This is a genomic window from Burkholderia sp. 572, assembly GCF_040545135.1.
GTDB lineage: Bacteria > Pseudomonadota > Gammaproteobacteria > Burkholderiales > Burkholderiaceae > Burkholderia > Burkholderia cepacia.
Window position 1 is genome coordinate 17,481 of the sequence record NZ_JBEPLH010000003.1, and the last position, 15,397, is coordinate 32,877.

Genomic DNA, 15,397 nt, shown 5'->3' on the forward strand with positions numbered 1-15,397 from the left:
CCGCATGGCGGTTCCTTTCGTTCGGTCCATTCGTTTCATTCGCTTCGCTCGCCGCTCAGCAGGTCCAGCTTCGCGAGGCTCTCCGGCGCGAGATCGCGGATGATTTCGTAGAAGTCGAGCGCGAGCAGCCGCTGCGCGCGCCGCAGCAGCAGCGGCGCCGGGTGGCTCGGTTCGTGCTGCTCGAAATAGCGGCACATCTTGTCGAGACCGATGCGCACGTCGTCGCGGCTCGTGATGTCGGCCTCGCGCCACGCGTGGGCGTTTGGCATCGGCGTCGACGCAGCGAGTGCCGAGGCGGCCTGCGATGCGTCGCCGGGAACGGTCTGCTGCGTGTCGGGCGACACCGGTTGCGGCTCGGGTAGCGGCACCTCGCGTACGATCCGCCGCAGCGCCCTCTCCGCGTCGCCTTCGTCGGGTGCCCATTCGCGGCCCAGCTTGTCGGTCACGCACACGCGGATCGCATCCAGCGCGTGCAGTGCCGCGCGCGCCGCGTCGAGCGGCGTCGTGCCGTCGCCCGACGCGGCCGACAGCGCGGCCAGCAGGCTTTCGCGGCTGCCGGCTACGGGGCTGCCGGTATCGTCGCGGCCGTCGAGCAGCCGTTCGGCGTCGCGCACGCTCGGCCCGCCTTCGAACAGCGGCTGGCGGCGCGCCGCGCGCGCGCAGTCGTGCGCGCCGGCCACGTCGGCGAGCGCGTTCATCCGCGGTGTCGGGTCCGGTTCGCCGTCCGCGTCGAGCCGCGGATGCAGCGCGTCCCAGCGGCGCTCGAGCAGGTTCGCGACGAGCGCGAGCGCGTCCGCATAACCGGGGATGCCGTGCTGCTCGGTCCAGCTTCGCGCGAGACAGGCGATCACGCGCAGGTCCTTCGTGCGCGCGGACAGCGCCAGCGCGAGCCGCTCGACCGCGCGCCAGTCGGGCGCCTCGGCCGGGATCACGGTGTCGCCGTATTGCTGCTCGGCGCGCGGCGTCGCACGCTCCTGCAACTGCAGGAACTCGGCGTCGTATTCGAGGTTCGCGCCGCACGGCGCATCGGGCGCGACATCGGCGAGCAACGGGCCGATCAGGCCCGCGCGCGGTGTCGCCGGGATGCCGGGCGGCACCGCGGAAGATGCGGCGGCGGCCAGCGCCGCCTGGCTGACGTCATTCGAATGCATAGTCGATGTTGACCGGTTTGCTGCCGAAATCGATCGCCACGGTGCGGTGCAACGGCGGCAGCGAGCCGTTGCGGATTTCGATCACGTAGACGCCCGGCGTCAGCGATACCGAACGCAGCGGCGGGCTCGCGCCGCGCCGCGCGCCGTTCACGTAGACGTCGCCCCATGGCCGCACGTTGAAACGCACCTGCACGGTTTCCTGCGCCTTCGGCGCACGCGGCTGTTGCTCGGCAGGCAGCGCGTTCACGGCGGCGACGGCCGTCTGGCTGTCCGGCGGTTTCGGTGCCGGGGTTGGCGTCGTCACCGGCGGAACGGCGGCTTCCGACGGCGGTACGTTGACGACGCGCTCCGACGCGTCGAGGCTGCCGGCGGGCGCGATGGCGGGACTGGCGCCGGCCGGCGGCGGGGCCGCGTTCGTCACGGTGGTCGCCACCTGCGGCGCGGGCGCGGCGGCCTCGACGGCAGGCGTGCTGGCAGGCTCGGCGGCGACGCGTGGCGGCGCAACCTGGGCAGACGATCCGGCCGGCAGGCTGGACGGCGGCACGACGATCGGAGTTGGCCCCTGCTGGGCCAGTGTGGCAGCCGGCGTGCTCGCGGGTGGTGACGTGCCGGCCTGCGGCTGGCTCGCGGCGGGCGCGGGCTCGTCGGCCACGCGGGCGGGACGCGACAGATAGGTCGCGGCGAGGCCGACGGCGATCAGCGCGACGACCGCGCCACCGGCGTAGACAGGCAGCCGGCGCTTGCGCGATCCGGCGGGGGCCTGGCCGTGCTGGGCGCCGGGCGGCACGGAAGCGCCGCCTGACGACGCTGTCGACGATGCGGCGGGATACGGTGCGGTCGTACTGGCGGCACCGGCACCGGCACCGGCTCCGGCACCAGCGCCTTCAGCCGCGAACGCGTCCGCTTTCGCGGAACCCGCCGCACCACGCGCGCCGATGTCCGTATCGGTACTTGCGGATCGCGCGCTGGTTTCGTCGTGCGGGTCGGTGCGTGCAGCGGCCGGTTCTTTCGCGCGTTCGACGTTTCCATTCGGCGCATCGGATTCAACCGGTTCCGCGGCCGGCCGGGACGCATGCGCTGCGGACGCTGCGAGCGCTCCCGCAGCCGCCGTGGCGGCTGCGCCGTGCGTGGCCGCTTTCAACGTTGAAGACACATCATCGGTTTCCGGCTTGCCGTCCGACATACCGGGCGATGCGGATGCCGTGTCCGTAGGCGTCGACACAGGGCCTGCACCCGCCTGCGTCGGCGGCCGCCCATCCGGCGCAGCGCTACCCGAAGCAGCCCCACCCGCGCCGATCGAAGTCGCGGCGGCAACCGACGCGGTACCGGCCTCGACAGAAGCCGCCCCCTTGTCCCCCCCGCCCCTGCCCGCATCGCCCACGGGCGGCACGGCGGGCGCGCCATACCCGCTGCCCGTCCGGTCGAAGTCCCGCAACCCGAGTTCCGCCGCGAATGCCGCGACCGATTCCGGCCGGTCCGGAATCCGCAACTGCAGCGCATGATCGACGGCCGCGAGAAAAGCCGGGCTGTACACCTCGCCGGCCGGCAGTTCACGCGACGCGAGCGGCCGGTACGTGTCCTTGATGCTGCGCACGACGGCCGCGGGCGGCAACTCGCCGGTGATCATCGCGTGCATCACCGCGCCGAGCGCATAGATATCCGTCCATGGCCCCTGGCTGAACGCGGGATCGTCGGTGTATTGCTCGATCGGCGCGTAGCCGGGCTTGATCATCATCGCGCCGTCGTCGACCAGATCGCCGATCCGTTTGCGCGCCGCGCCGAAGTCGAGCAGGATCGCGCTGCCGTTCGGGCGGATCAGCACGTTGTCGAGCGCGACGTCGCGATGGAAGCACTGCGCGCGATGCAGCGTGTCGAGCGCGCCGAGCAGCGCGCCGACGATGTTGCGCAACTGTGTCTCGCTGATCCGCATCCCGCCGTCGAGCAGTTGCTTGAGCGTGCGCCCCTCGTAGAACGGCATCACCATGTACGCGGTGCCGTGGCTTTCCCAGAAGTGCAGGACCTTGACGAGCCCCGGATGGTCGAATTGCGCGAGCAGGCGCGCTTCGTTGAGGAACGCGCCGCGCCCCGCGTCGAATGCCTGCGCGAACCGCTCGGAGCGCAGCGACACCGTATAGTCGCCGCCGCGCGTGGCCAGCATCGACGGCATGTACTCCTTGATCGCGACCGCGCGCCGCAACGTGCGGTCGAACGCGCGATAGACGATCCCGAAGCCGCCGATGCCCAGCACCTCGTCGAGCTGCAATTCGCCGAGGCGATGGCCGAGCGGCAGCGGCCGCACCGTGAATTCGGATGCGTCGCCGCGTGTCGCCGTGTCGTGCTCGTTGTCTCTCGATCCAGCGTCCTTCATCTCCACCACCTCTCGAAACCGCGTCCTTTCCGCCCGCCGCCGCGCCCGGCGGCCCGCCGTCCTTCTGTCCGGCCGCTAACCGCCGCCGAACAGCGTCAGGAACAGCGCGTTGTCGGGCGTGCCCGTGTGCGCGTGCGTGCGCAGCGGCGATCCGTCCGCGCGGTTGGTCCACCAGAAGCTGGTGCCGCCGTGCGGGTCGAAGTAACCGGACAGCCCCGGCCACGCGGCCGGCGCCGGCCGCTCCGGCAGCGGCGCCGGCGTGCCGTCGACGATGTCCGCGTGCCTGTCGACGCCCGGCGCGAGCCGCACGCGTTCGAGCGTCCGCTCGAGATCGCCCGGCGCGCGGGCATGGCGGATCGCGTCGAGCAGCGCCTGTCCGACCTGCCAGTAGAACGCGTCGGCGGCGTCCGGCAGCCCGTTCCAGTAATCGGCCGCACGCATCGGCAGCGTGACGATCACCGGGTAGTAGCGCCCCACGCGGTCGCAGCTCGGCGCGAGGCAGCCCGGCTGCACGCACGACGCGCCGGCGCCCGCCGGGATCAGGAAATTCCAGACCGGCGCGACCGTGTAATGGCGCTCGATCTCGTCCGCGCCGCGCTGGCGCATCGCGGCCATCCCCTGCTGGAGCCAGCGCTCCCACCACAGCGCGAGCGCATGCGGCAGCCGGCTGTTCACGAAGTCGCCGGCGCCGGGAATCTTCCCGTACCAGGCCGGCGCATCGCCGTCGGTACGCGTGAACGGCGGTGTCGGGCTCATGGCTTCGGAGGGCATGTAAAGGACTCCATCTGGGGCAGCCTGAACGGGTTGCGGACACTGCCCGCATTCACTTGCAGCACGACCGGTTTGCCGTCGACCGTGAAGCGCGCAATCATCTGGTCGGAGCCGCGCCCGGCCGATACGGCCGCGCGGTCGAACAGCCGGTGCAGCGCCCACGGCCCGTCGGTCGAGAAGCCGTCGGTCGCGCCGGCCTGCCCCGACACCTGCAGCCGCACCTGGTTGCTGCCGCGCGGGCCCGGCCAGTCCACCGCGCTCTGCACGAGCGGGCCGTGCGCGTAGCGGACGATCTGCCCGTCGACGTCGAGCACCATCTCCGTGATCGACGGGTCCATTTCGAGCGGCTGGATCTGCACCTTCAGCTGCGCGGTGCGCGCACCGCCGCCGAAATAGGCGTCGCGGATCACCGCCGCCTTCTCGAACGACGCCAGCATCGCGGCGGCCGACGGATCGGCGTCCGCATTGCGGTTCGCGAAGCGCCACGGGTGCGACGTCGTATCGACGATCGACTGCAGGTTCTTCTGGAAGAAGTCGTCCATCAGGCCGCCGGGTGCGAACATCTGCGCGAAATCCGCCGGCGCGACGTCACGCGACGATCCGCGCGCGAACGGATAGCGCCCCGCGATCGCCTGCCGGCAGAAGTCGCCGACGTTCGCGCCGGCCCGCGTCGCGACGCTGCGCTGCTCGACGGTCGCCACGCTGCCGTTCGCGACGTTCGACAGGTCGTCGAGCACGTCGCGGAACGGCGTCGGCAGGCGGCCGGCCTGCGCGCGCAGCTTCGCCGGCGCGTCGGACGGCGGCGGCTGCGCGCCGCTCCTCAATGCGTCGTCGGTGGCCGTCAGGTAGGTGTACAGCGCGTCGATCGACTTCAGCACGTCGTTGAACGCCTGGGCCTGGTCGCCGCTGCCCGGCGCGAACGCGCGCAACCCGGCGAAGTGGCTGTCGACGATCTGCTCGGCGCTCGCGGGCGCTGCCGCGGACGTGTTCGCATCGCTTCCCTTGCTTGCGAAGATCTGCGACAGCGAACTGCGCGCCTCGTCGACCTTGTCCTGCGCGCGCGTGGCGAGATTGCGCGCCCCGCCGCCCGGTGCATCGCCGAGCGCCGTGTCGCGCGCGAGCGCGACCATCAGCCGCGTGAGCGGCGAATCGGCGGACGACAGCGCGCGTGCCACCTGGATGCTCTGCGCGAGCGTCGCGGTGCGTTGCAGCTTGATGTCGGCGAGATAGTCGTCCCAGATCTTCAGGTAGTCGTTCAGGTACAGCTGGCGGATATCGCGGGCCCACGCGGCCGCGTCGTTCGGCCCGGGAATCTCGGAAAGCCCGAGGTTCAGCACCCACACTTCCTCGCGCCCGTAGGCCTCGACCTCGCCGGCCAGGCGCGGCGCGAACACGTTGCGATAACCGTTGCGCGTATAGAGGCCCGGCACGCCTTCCGACAGCGGCTTGCCGCCCTGGCGGCGGAACACCAGCGACGCGTCGGGGCCGACCGCGCGCGCGACGCTGAAGTCGAACGCTGCGGTGGCCGGCCGCAGCGTCATTGTGAGCTGCCGGTACAGCCGCTGCGAGAACGGCACCTGCCGCAGCCGGTCGCGCACGTCGGCCACGAGCCGCTCGTTCATCGGATACGGCGACACCGCGACGCGGCCGCCGAACAGCGCGGCGAGATGCGCACGCAGCGCGGTGCGTTCGGCCGGCGAGAAATCGGGCGGCAGCGCGCGTTCCATTTCGAGATCGACGACGGCCTGCACGAACGCAGGATCGTAGTGCGCGCTGTCGTACAGCATCAGGTACGCCTTCAGCGCCGCATACGCGAATTCGGTCTCGTCGGGCCGCGCGTCGCGCAGCGCGGCCTCCATCCGGCTCGCGGCGATCGGCAGCAGCACGTCCTCGAGCGCGCGCCGGTACACGGCGTCGACGGCCTCGTCGATCTTCTCGCCCTGGAACAGCCCCCACCGGTACGCGAGCGGCGGATGCTGCAGGTCGACGCCACCGGTATTCGCGAGGCCGCCGAGCGCGTCGAGCACGGGCAGCAGGCGGGCGACGTCGGCCGCATCGGAGAATTTCGCGCCGGCAATCTGCGCATCGACGGCCGGCACGCGCGCGCCGATCTGGTCGAGATACGCGCGATTGTTCGAATAGCTGCGCAGCCAGGCGACCAGCACGGCCACGCACACCAGCGCGAGCAGCACGTAGCCGGCGATCTGCAGCACACGCCGTTTCTGATGCCAGCGCAGGTCGCTGCCGGCGAGCGACGCTTCGCGGAAGATGTGCTCCTGCAGCAGCGACTTCAGGAAGAAGCTGCGGCCGGTCGAGCCGACCTGCGCGACCGGCGGCACGCCCTCGATCTTCAGGAAGCGCTTGATGCCGCTCATCACGCGATCGAACGCGGTGCCCTCCTGCGTGCCGCTCGTCAGGTAGACGCCGCGCAGCATCGGCATCGGTTCGTAGCTCGACACGGAAAACACCTCGGCGACGAACTGGCCGAGCATGTCCTGCAGGTCGGCGATCTGCTGCGGCAGCAGGTACGTCATCTCGCGCTGGCGCGCGTCGGTCTGCGCGGCGAGCAGTTCGGGCAGCCCGTCGTTCAGCCGCTGGTGAAGCAGCCGGTATTCGCGGTCGAATGCCGCACGCAGATCGAAACCCGGCGCCTCGCTTTGCGCGAGCGGGAACGTGAAACCCCACACCTGCGCGCATTCCGCGCGGCCGTAGTTGCCGAAATACTCGGCGAAGCCCGCGAGCAGGTCGGCCTTCGTCACGAGCAGGTACACGGGAAAGCGGATGCCGAGCTGCGCGCGCAGTTCGAGCAGCCGCTTGCGCAGCACCATCGCGTGCTGCGTGCGCTCGGCCTCCGACGCGCCGAGCAGGTCGGCCACGCTGATCGTCAGCATCGCGCCGTTCAGCGGCTGGCGCGTGCGGTACTTCTTCAGCAGGTCGACGAAGCCTTTCCACTCGGCCTCGTCGAGCGCGCGGTTGCCTTCGTGCGTCGTATAGCGGCCGGCCGTGTCGATCAGCACCGCGTCGTTCGTGAACCACCAGTCGCAATGCCGCGTGCCGCCCACGCCGCGAATCGCCGCGCGGCCGAACTGCTCGGCGAGCGGAAAACTGAGCCCGGAATTCACGAGCGCGGTGGTCTTGCCCGAGCCCGGCGCGCCGATGAACACGTACCACGGCAACTGGTACAGATACTGGCGCGACATCCGGTCGAACCAGCGCGGCAGGCCCTTGCGCACGGTGTCGGCCTGCCCGAAGCGGACCTTCTTCAGCAGCGTCGCCGCTTCGTCGAAGCGGCTGCGCAACTCGTCGAGTTGCGCTTTCGCCGGATCGTCGGCGGTGGCCGGCCCGGGCGCCGCTTCGCGCAGCTGGTTCAGCAACTGCGCGTTGAGCCGGCCGGCGCGCCAGCTGCGCCACGCGACGCGCGCGCCCCACGCGACGAACAGCACTGCGATCGTCAGCCCGCGCGCCCAGCCGCTTTCGAGCGGGCGGACCTCGGCGAACGCGAACAGCGGGCCGGCAAGCCACACGAAGCACGCGAGCACGACGAGACCGGCGAAGGTCCAGATCTCCCGCGACGGCAACGGCCGGACGAAACGCGCGACAGCCTGGTTCATGTCAGTTGGCCCCCTGCGTTGCGCTCGCGCCGGCGGCGGCACTGCCGGGCGCCGGCAGCAGCGTGATCTCGACGCGCCGGTTCAGCGCGCGATTCGCGGGCGAATCGTTCGGTGCGACCGGGTCGAGCGTGCCGCGCCCTTCCGCCGCGAGCCGTTCCGGATGATCGAGCCGCGCGGCGATCATGCCGCGCACGGCTTCCGCGCGTTCGCGCGACAGGTCCCAGTTCGACGCGAAGCGCGCCGTATGCACGGGCGTGTCGTCCGTATAACCGGTCACGCGCACGTTGCCGGGCACCTTGTCCAGCGCATCGGCCACACGGGCGAGCACCGGCACGTAGCGGTCGATCACCGACGTCGAACCCGACTTGAACAACCCGTCGCCGCGCAGCACGATCACGCTGCGATCGGCGGCGTCGCGCACCGACACGAGGCCGGCCGCGATCTCCGGTTCCAGGAACTTCGCGATGCGCGGGGCCGGTGCCGGGCGCGGCGGCGCCTGCGCGGGCTGCAGCTTCGGCACGTGCAGCGCGTCGATCGACGCGAACAGCCGGTCCGAATGCCCGGCGAGCGCGATCCGCAGCCCGACGAACACGCCGAAGCCGATCAGCAGCGCGAGCGCCACGCACACCCACAGCGGAACGACGAACCGGCGCGCGACATCGCGCGTGACGACGTCGCGCCAGTGCGGCGACAGCGCCGGCTCGAATTCGCCGCGCACCGAGCGGATCGTGAGCGCGAGCTGGTGGCGCAGCGCGTCGAGCTGCGCATGGCCGTTGTCGAGCACGCGATAACGGCCCTCGAAGCCGAGCGCGAGACAGAAATACAGCAGCTCGAGCAGGTCGAGATGCTGGCGCGGCTGCTGCGACAGGCGTTCGAGCAGGTGGAAGAATTTCTCGCCGCCCCAGGTCTCGTTGTGAAACGACACGAGCAGGCTGTGCGACGACCACACGCTGCCGCCCCACGGCGTCAGCGCGGCCGCCTCGTCGAGCGCCGTGCACAGGCAGTAGCGCGCGCCGATGATCGCTTCCGACGGCACGCCAGCCTCCTGCGCGCGCGCCTCGAACTGCCGGATCTCGACGACGAGATGCTCGCGCAGCCACGCGGGATTCGGGTGATGGACGGTCGAACGGATCTGCGGCACGAGGTTGAGCAGCGGATTGGCGGCCGCGACGAGCGGGTTCGTGCCGCTCGCGGCCCAGCGCCCGGGGCGCGGCTGCGTCGCGGTCGGGCCGGCCGCCCCCGCCGCGGCCGGATGCGTGCCACCCGGATTCGGCGGCACGAATCCGCCTGCGCCGGGGGAGATCGAATCGGAGGAGGAATTCATCGCGTCGCCCCGCCCTCACCCGCGTATCGCCCAGAACTCCATCGAGAGTCCAGGGAATTCGCCGGCGAAATGAAAAGCGAGACCGCCGGAGCGCGCCAGCTGCTTCCACAGGTCGCTGCCCTTGTCGATCTCGAAGTACGTATGGCCCGCGTGATACGGGATCTGCCGCGGCGCGACCGGCAACTGGCGCATCGTGATGCCCGGCAGTTGCAGCTGCACGAGATCGCGGATCCGCTCGACCGGCCCGAGCTTGGCCTGCGCGGGAAAACGCGCGCGCAGGCTGTCGGCCGGTACGTCCGCGCGCACCGCGAGCACGAAGCCGGCCGTGTCGCGCAGCACCGGGTCGGCCAGCGTCGCGACGCGGATGCCGTTGCCCGCATCGCGCAGCTCGATCTGGATCGCGTTTTGCTCGAGCACCGTCGACAGCGACCGCCGCAGTTCTGTCATCAGCTCCGCGAAGCTCGTGCGCAGGTCGTCGTGCACGTAGACGGCGAGCGACTGCGGGCGCCGGCCGGCCGCCGTGAACGTGCTCAGGTCGCACGCGAGCTTCAGCCAGTCGCAGAACAGCGTCTCCGGATGCGTCGACACGTGCTGCTGCGCATGCCAGGTCAGCGCGAGATAGCGGTTCACGAGCTGCAGCAGCAGGAAGTCCGCGACTTCCGACACGCCGCCGCGCCCGGGCTCCGACAGCCGTTCCGCGAGCGCTTCGCTGCGTTGCGTGAGCAGCCCGTGCAGCTCGCGCGCGTAGGCCAGCAGCACGGCGTCGTGCTGCGCGACGAGGCGCGGCGGGATGTAGCCGTCGTCGACGAGCAGCCGCGCATCGGTGCGCCGCTCGACGATCCGGGCGACGCCGAGTGCGTGCCAGTCGCCGGTGAGCTCGGCTTCGAGCATCAGCCGCACGTTCAGGCGCCCCGTCTGCAGCAGTGCGGGACCGAGCGCGACCGCGTTCGCGTCGGCCACTTCGTATTCACGCACGACGTAGCGCGCGACATCCGCGCCGCCGTTCGTGCCGTTCGTACCGTTCGCGCCGTTCGGGGCATGGCCTCCGCCTGCACCGAACGACACCTCCTCGCCGCCGCCGCGCCACAGCGGTAGCGCGAGCACGACGAGCTGGTCCTTCGCGTCGGCCGGCACGTCGAGCGGTTCGGGAAGATCGTCCGGATGGGACAGGTCGAACGGCGTGCCGTCGCGCATCACGCCCGACGCGGTGCGCAGCGCGACCTTGCCGAGCGCCAGTTGCTCGCGGTCGAGCTCCAGCGTGTCGAAGCCCCAGAAGAAGCCTTGCAGCGGGAGGCAGCGCAGCGCGACGTAGCGTTCCCAGTGCCGTTCGAGCTGCTGGAAATGCTGCGGCCGCAGGAACATCCCCTCGGTCCACACCACCCGCTGGCGGAGCGCCGCGGCCGGTGTCCCGGACATCGTCGGTTCGGTCATGGGCGCCCCTTCGCATCGTTCAGCGCGAGGCCGCCGTTGCGCACCGCGATCGACAGCTTCAGCTCGCCCGGCGACGTCTGCCAGAACTTGTAGAGATTGAGCTGCTTCGCGCGCGGCAGCGGCACCGTCAGCCGCCAGCGGTTCTTTTCGAGCATCCGGTATTCGGCGACCACACCGATCGCGCCGGCCTCGACGTTGCCGCGATAGTGCAGCGTGCGCGACTCGCCCGGCCGCAGGATCACGCGATCGGTGCCGAGCAGGTCCGTGCCGAGCACGTTCTCCGGCTTGTCCTGCAGCGAGAAGAAATCCGCGCTGTCGAACGACGATGCCGCGCGGAGCTGGAACACCTTCAGCACGATCGGCGCAGGCTTGCGGTTCGGGTCAGGGTTGACGTCGGGTGCAACGTCGACCGTGATCGCATACGGCACCGCCGCGGCGTGCTCCGTCGCGCCGCATCCCGGCAACAGCATCACGCATCCCCATACGATGAAACTGCTCGACCGCCATTGCATATTCCACCCTCGCCACCCAATAGCCGTTCGCCGGTTTTCGACCGCGAAACCGGTTGATCCGATTGAAAAATGGACGATTAATTGATCGGTAATTGTGTAATCCGTATATCCATCCATCGCAATCCGCATCGGCAAATTGTTCTTGTAAAAAGCCGGGTCATATCATTCATGTATTTTGAAAGTCGATTTGGCGAGATGGTGGTCAATTGAGAATTGGGGTTGATGAATTAATGGCAAAAATCAATCCGACCGGTTCGCCGTCGCGGCCCGGTTCTGTGGCGTGGACACCTGTCGGATGGGCTCGGGCGCAAGCCGGCCGGCCACCGGGCAACGAACGCTCGCGGCGCTGACGGTGTGCCAGGCTATTCGTTTCGCACGAACGGACGGCCCGTTTTTTCGTGCATTGACGTGCGCTGACCAAACAACTGACGAATCCGAAAAACACAGCGAACTATAGGCCGTTTTTCCGGATTCACAAGCACTGAAATTCGTAGTCGATTCTGTATTCAGGTGGAAATGGAATGGCGAAATGAAACAAAACGTAACAGACGATTCGGCGCCGATGATTGGCACTAGAATCCAACAGCGCTTGTGTGGCACCTTCCAATTACGCCAATTCTTAATTTCAATAATGAAAGGTCGTTCATCGCTCGTTCTTTTCCTTGGCGCATTGTTGCTGGGGGCCGGCGGGTGCAGTACGTCCCCGACCCAGTCGGCTGCACGCGCGACGGTCGACAGCGCGCGCGCCGCGTACGACAGCGGCGACTACGGGCGCACGATCGCGCTGCTGAGCCACGCGAAGGAAATCGACGGCGCCGACACCGACACGCAGGTTGCCGCGCACAAGCTCCTCGCGTTCAGCTATTGCGTGACGAACCGCATCACGCCGTGCCGCGCCGAGTTCTCGAAAATTCTCGACCTCAACCCGCGCTTCGACTTGTCCCCTGCGGAGAAGGGACATCCGATCTGGGGGCCTGCGTTCGAATTCGCGCGCCGCAGGCATGCGTCGTCGTCCTGAACGAACCGGCCTGCGCGCGAGCACTTCACCGAGCGACGTATGACATGCAACTGATCGTGATCGAACATGCCGGCGAGCCGGTCGAAAACGACTCCTACGACGCCGTCGTGTTTCATCCGCCGGGCGGCACCATCGGCCGGGCCAGCGACAACCATCTCGTGTTGCGCGACGACACGCGGCAGATTTCGCGGCTTCAGGCGCTGCTGCAGGTGGGCGACGACGCCTGCCTGCTGAAGAACCTGAGCAGCGTCTCGACGATCGAGGTGAACCGCGAGCCGGTCGGTTATGCGCAGGAGCGCGCGCTCAACACCGGCGACATCATTCGCATCGGGCCGTACGTGCTGCGCGCCGATCGTGACGACGGCGGCGACGGCGTCGATGGCGGCCATGCACCGGTCATCGACATGGAGACCGATTCCGGCACGCGTGTCGATATGCCGGCGCAAGCGCAGGCCCGGGCGGCAGCGGCGCCCGCGCAACCGTCGTCATCGCGTGTCGATACGAAAGGCGCCGGCAACCGGCTGTGGGGGCTCCTCCAGGATCGTCTCGCGCCGCGCGGCAAGGCGGCGGACGCCGCTGCGCGGCCAGGCGGCCCCGCACGTGCGGGCGCGGCGCAGCAGGCCGCACCGCCCGCGCCGTCGCAGCGTGACCTGCACCAGCTGTCGACCGATCCGCTCGACCTGTTCGCGCAGTCGTCGAGCGACCTCGGCGCAGCGGGCACGGCGGCGCACGCCGATCGCGGCAACGCGGATCGCGATGCGTCATCCGCGACGCAGGCGGATCACGCGCCCGAGTGGACGCAGCACGTGCGCGTGCAACCGGCCGCGGCGCGCACCGATACGCGGCGGGCCGACGAACCGGCGCCGCATGCTGCGCGCGCGCCGACCCCCGACGAACTGCTGAGCGCGTTCTTCGAAGGCGCGGGGCTCGACACCGCGGCCGAATCGCATCAGTGGTCGGCCGAGCAGTTGTACATCGCGGGCCAGTTGCTGGCGCTGTTCGCGAACGGCACGGTCGAGCTGCTGTCGTCGCGCAGCATCCTGAAGCGCGAGGTGAAGGCGCACATGACGATGCTGCTCGATCGCGAGAACAATCCGCTGAAGCTGCTGCCCGACGGCGGCGCCGTGCTGCGGCAGATGTTCGGGCTGCCGCTGCCGGGCTTCATGTCGCCGCAGAGCGCGGTCAGCGACGCGTTCCAGGATCTGCACGCGCACCAGATCGGCATGGTCGCCGGCATGCGCGCGGCGTTGATGGACCTGCTGACGCGCTTTTCACCGCAGCGCCTGCGCGAGCGCGACGACGCGATGCGCTGGTACGAGAAGCGCGTGCCCGTGCTGTACAAGGCGAGGATGTGGGATCGCTACGCGGCGACCCATCGCGACACGGTGTTCGCGATCGAGGACGATTTCGCGTCGGTGTTCGGCAAGGCGTTTCTGGCGGCGTACGACGCGGAAGTGGAAAGCTATCGCGGCAGCGGCAGGCATTGAGCGACGTACCGCGCACCCGCCATCGGTCGCGGGCGATGGGTGCCGGCGGAGGCGTCAGGTGGCCGCACCACACGACGCGACCTTGTTTCGCCCCGTTTCCTTCGCGACGTACAACGCCTCGTCGGCTGCCTTGATCACCGACTCGACCTCCCCTTCCTGCCCGGGCGCCCAGCTTGCCACGCCGATGCTTGCGGTGACGCGCCCGAATTCGCTTTCCGCATGTTCGATCGCCAGTCCGTCGATGGCTGCGCGAATCCTTTCGGCGATCTCGGTCGCGCCCGTCGCCGGCGTATCGGGCAGGATCACGACGAACTCCTCGCCGCCATAGCGGGCCGCGGTGTCCGCCGGGCGCCGGATGTTGTCGCCGATGCACCGTGCGACCGCCGCCAGCGCGTCGTCGCCGGCCTGGTGGCCATACGTGTCGTTGTAGGCCTTGAAGCGGTCGACGTCGACGAACAGCAGCGAAAACACCGATCGGGCACGGCGCGCGCGGCGCCATTCGAGATCCAGCACCTCCCCGAACGAGCGGCGATTGTTGAGCCCGGTGAGGCCGTCGGTGCGCGCGAGCATGACCAGCTCGGATTCGGCGCGCATCCTGCGTCGCAGCTGCGAGCCCAGCATGAAGGACAGCACGATGAACGCCGCGCCGAAGGTGGCGACCAGCGCGCCGATCGTGATGGCCCGGTGCCGCCACGCGGCGTAGATGTCCTGCTCCGCCTCGGCGACCATGATGATCAGCGGCAGGTGCGGCAGCGTCTTGAAGTAGTACAGGCGGCGCACGTTGTCGATCGTCGAGGTTTCGACGAACGAGCCTTCCGGTGCCGTCATGAAGTGGCGAAACGTCGGCGCCTTGCTGATGTCGCGACCGATGGTGCGCACGTCGAACGGCTGGCGCATGAACATGATGCCGTTCGTGCCGATCAGCGAAATCGCGCCGTGCGAGCCGAGCGCGAGGCCGGCGAACAGCGTGTGGAAATACTCGAGATTGACCGCGATCATCACGATGCCGGCGAACGAGCCGTCCGGGTTCGACACGCGGCGCGTCAGCGCAACGCTGAGCGAGCCGCTGCGCAGGCGGGACGCATAGGGATCGCTGATGTAAAGCCCGACGTCCGGATTGTCGCGGTGCACCGTAAAGTACTTGCGGTCGCCGAAATTGCCGTGGCGCGGCACGTCGTTCGCCGAATCCAGGATGATGTTGCCGGCGGAATCCAGCACGAGCATCGAGCTGAGAAAATTCGCCGTCATCGCGTGATCGAACAGGATGCCGCGCCGCAGCGCCGGCGGGGCGGCCATGACGTCCGGCCGCCGGAGGCCCTGGATCACCGCCTCGAGCGACAGGCCGTACAGCTCGATGTTGCGTTCGATGTCGCGCTCGGCGACGAGCGCCAGATTTCGCGACGTCTCGCGCGCGCGATCGAGCGCATCGTGACGGCTCTGAAACAACTGCAACACGCAGAGGCCCATCAGCGCGCACGCTATCAAGGTCCCCGCCAGCACAACGTAGTACGGCGCTGCCGACCGCGGATGCATCCGTGTCCTCTCAGATTGGCCCGGCGCCGACGCACCGGTCGTTATGGTTTGTTCTGAATAACCTATACCAAAAAGTACGACTTCCGGGTACGAGGTGCAGTCCTGACTTGCCGGGTTGCGTACGACGTGACCTGAGCGGTATCGGGCGGATCGTGTTCCGCTCGGGCCGGCACCGGGTGCCGGCGCTCATT

10 protein-coding genes are annotated in these 15,397 nt (G+C 69.4%); 2 read left to right on the forward strand and 8 right to left on the reverse strand.

The genetic code is table 11. From position 1 onward, the window contains the following. Positions 1-35: 35 nt before the first annotated feature. The 7 genes from tssA to tssJ all read right to left on the reverse strand — a co-directional run bounded on the left by tssA (position 36) and on the right by tssJ (position 11,168). A complete protein-coding gene (gene tssA, locus ABIC51_RS06325; protein ID WP_354006386.1) occupies positions 36-1,151 on the reverse strand; it encodes a type VI secretion system protein TssA in 1,116 nt (371 codons plus the stop codon). Next, positions 1,138-3,519 carry a protein kinase domain-containing protein gene (locus ABIC51_RS06330; protein WP_354006387.1) on the reverse strand — a complete coding sequence of 794 codons (2,382 nt, stop codon included), beginning with the start codon at positions 3,517-3,519 and terminating at the stop codon, positions 1,138-1,140. The genes tssA and ABIC51_RS06330 overlap by 14 nt, the downstream gene beginning before the upstream one ends. Before the next feature lie 75 nt (positions 3,520-3,594). Continuing rightward, positions 3,595-4,290 (reverse strand): type VI secretion system-associated protein TagF, encoded by a 696-nt coding sequence (tagF, locus tag ABIC51_RS06335; RefSeq protein WP_063623160.1) that lies wholly within the window; start codon positions 4,288-4,290, stop codon positions 3,595-3,597. Next, positions 4,272-7,901 carry a type VI secretion system membrane subunit TssM gene (tssM, locus tag ABIC51_RS06340; RefSeq protein ID WP_060314753.1) on the reverse strand — a complete coding sequence of 1,210 codons (3,630 nt, stop codon included), beginning with the start codon at positions 7,899-7,901 and terminating at the stop codon, positions 4,272-4,274. The genes tagF and tssM overlap by 19 nt, the downstream gene beginning before the upstream one ends. Before the next feature lies 1 nt (position 7,902). After that, on the reverse strand, positions 7,903-9,225 hold the full coding sequence (locus ABIC51_RS06345) for a DotU family type VI secretion system protein (protein WP_175860885.1): 1,323 nt from the start codon (positions 9,223-9,225) through the stop codon (positions 7,903-7,905). A gap of 15 nt (positions 9,226-9,240) precedes the next feature. Further along, positions 9,241-10,656: a type VI secretion system baseplate subunit TssK gene (gene tssK / locus ABIC51_RS06350; protein WP_175897956.1), complete on the reverse strand. Its 1,416-nt coding sequence runs from the start codon at positions 10,654-10,656 to the stop codon at positions 9,241-9,243. Next, entirely contained in the window at positions 10,653-11,168 is a 516-nt protein-coding gene (tssJ, locus tag ABIC51_RS06355) for a type VI secretion system lipoprotein TssJ (protein ID WP_027791609.1), read from the reverse strand. Before tssJ ends, tssK begins: the two co-directional genes overlap by 4 nt. Positions 11,169-11,799: 631 nt before the next feature. On the opposite strand from tssJ, the gene ABIC51_RS06360 reads away from it, so the two are divergent. Both ABIC51_RS06360 and tagH read left to right on the forward strand, forming a co-directional pair. Then, the gene (locus ABIC51_RS06360) at positions 11,800-12,186 is read left to right on the forward strand and encodes a TssQ family T6SS-associated lipoprotein (RefSeq protein ID WP_027791608.1); all 387 of its coding nucleotides are present in this window, start codon (positions 11,800-11,802) and stop codon (positions 12,184-12,186) included. A gap of 44 nt (positions 12,187-12,230) precedes the next feature. After that, positions 12,231-13,673, forward strand: coding sequence for a type VI secretion system-associated FHA domain protein TagH (tagH, locus tag ABIC51_RS06365; RefSeq protein ID WP_175897957.1), 1,443 nt, complete (start codon positions 12,231-12,233; stop codon positions 13,671-13,673). Between the two features lie 54 nt (positions 13,674-13,727). Here the strand turns inward: tagH and ABIC51_RS06370 are convergent, their stop codons facing one another. Further along, entirely contained in the window at positions 13,728-15,206 is a 1,479-nt protein-coding gene (locus ABIC51_RS06370) for a sensor domain-containing diguanylate cyclase (RefSeq protein ID WP_354006388.1), read from the reverse strand. Positions 15,207-15,397 lie beyond the last annotated feature (191 nt).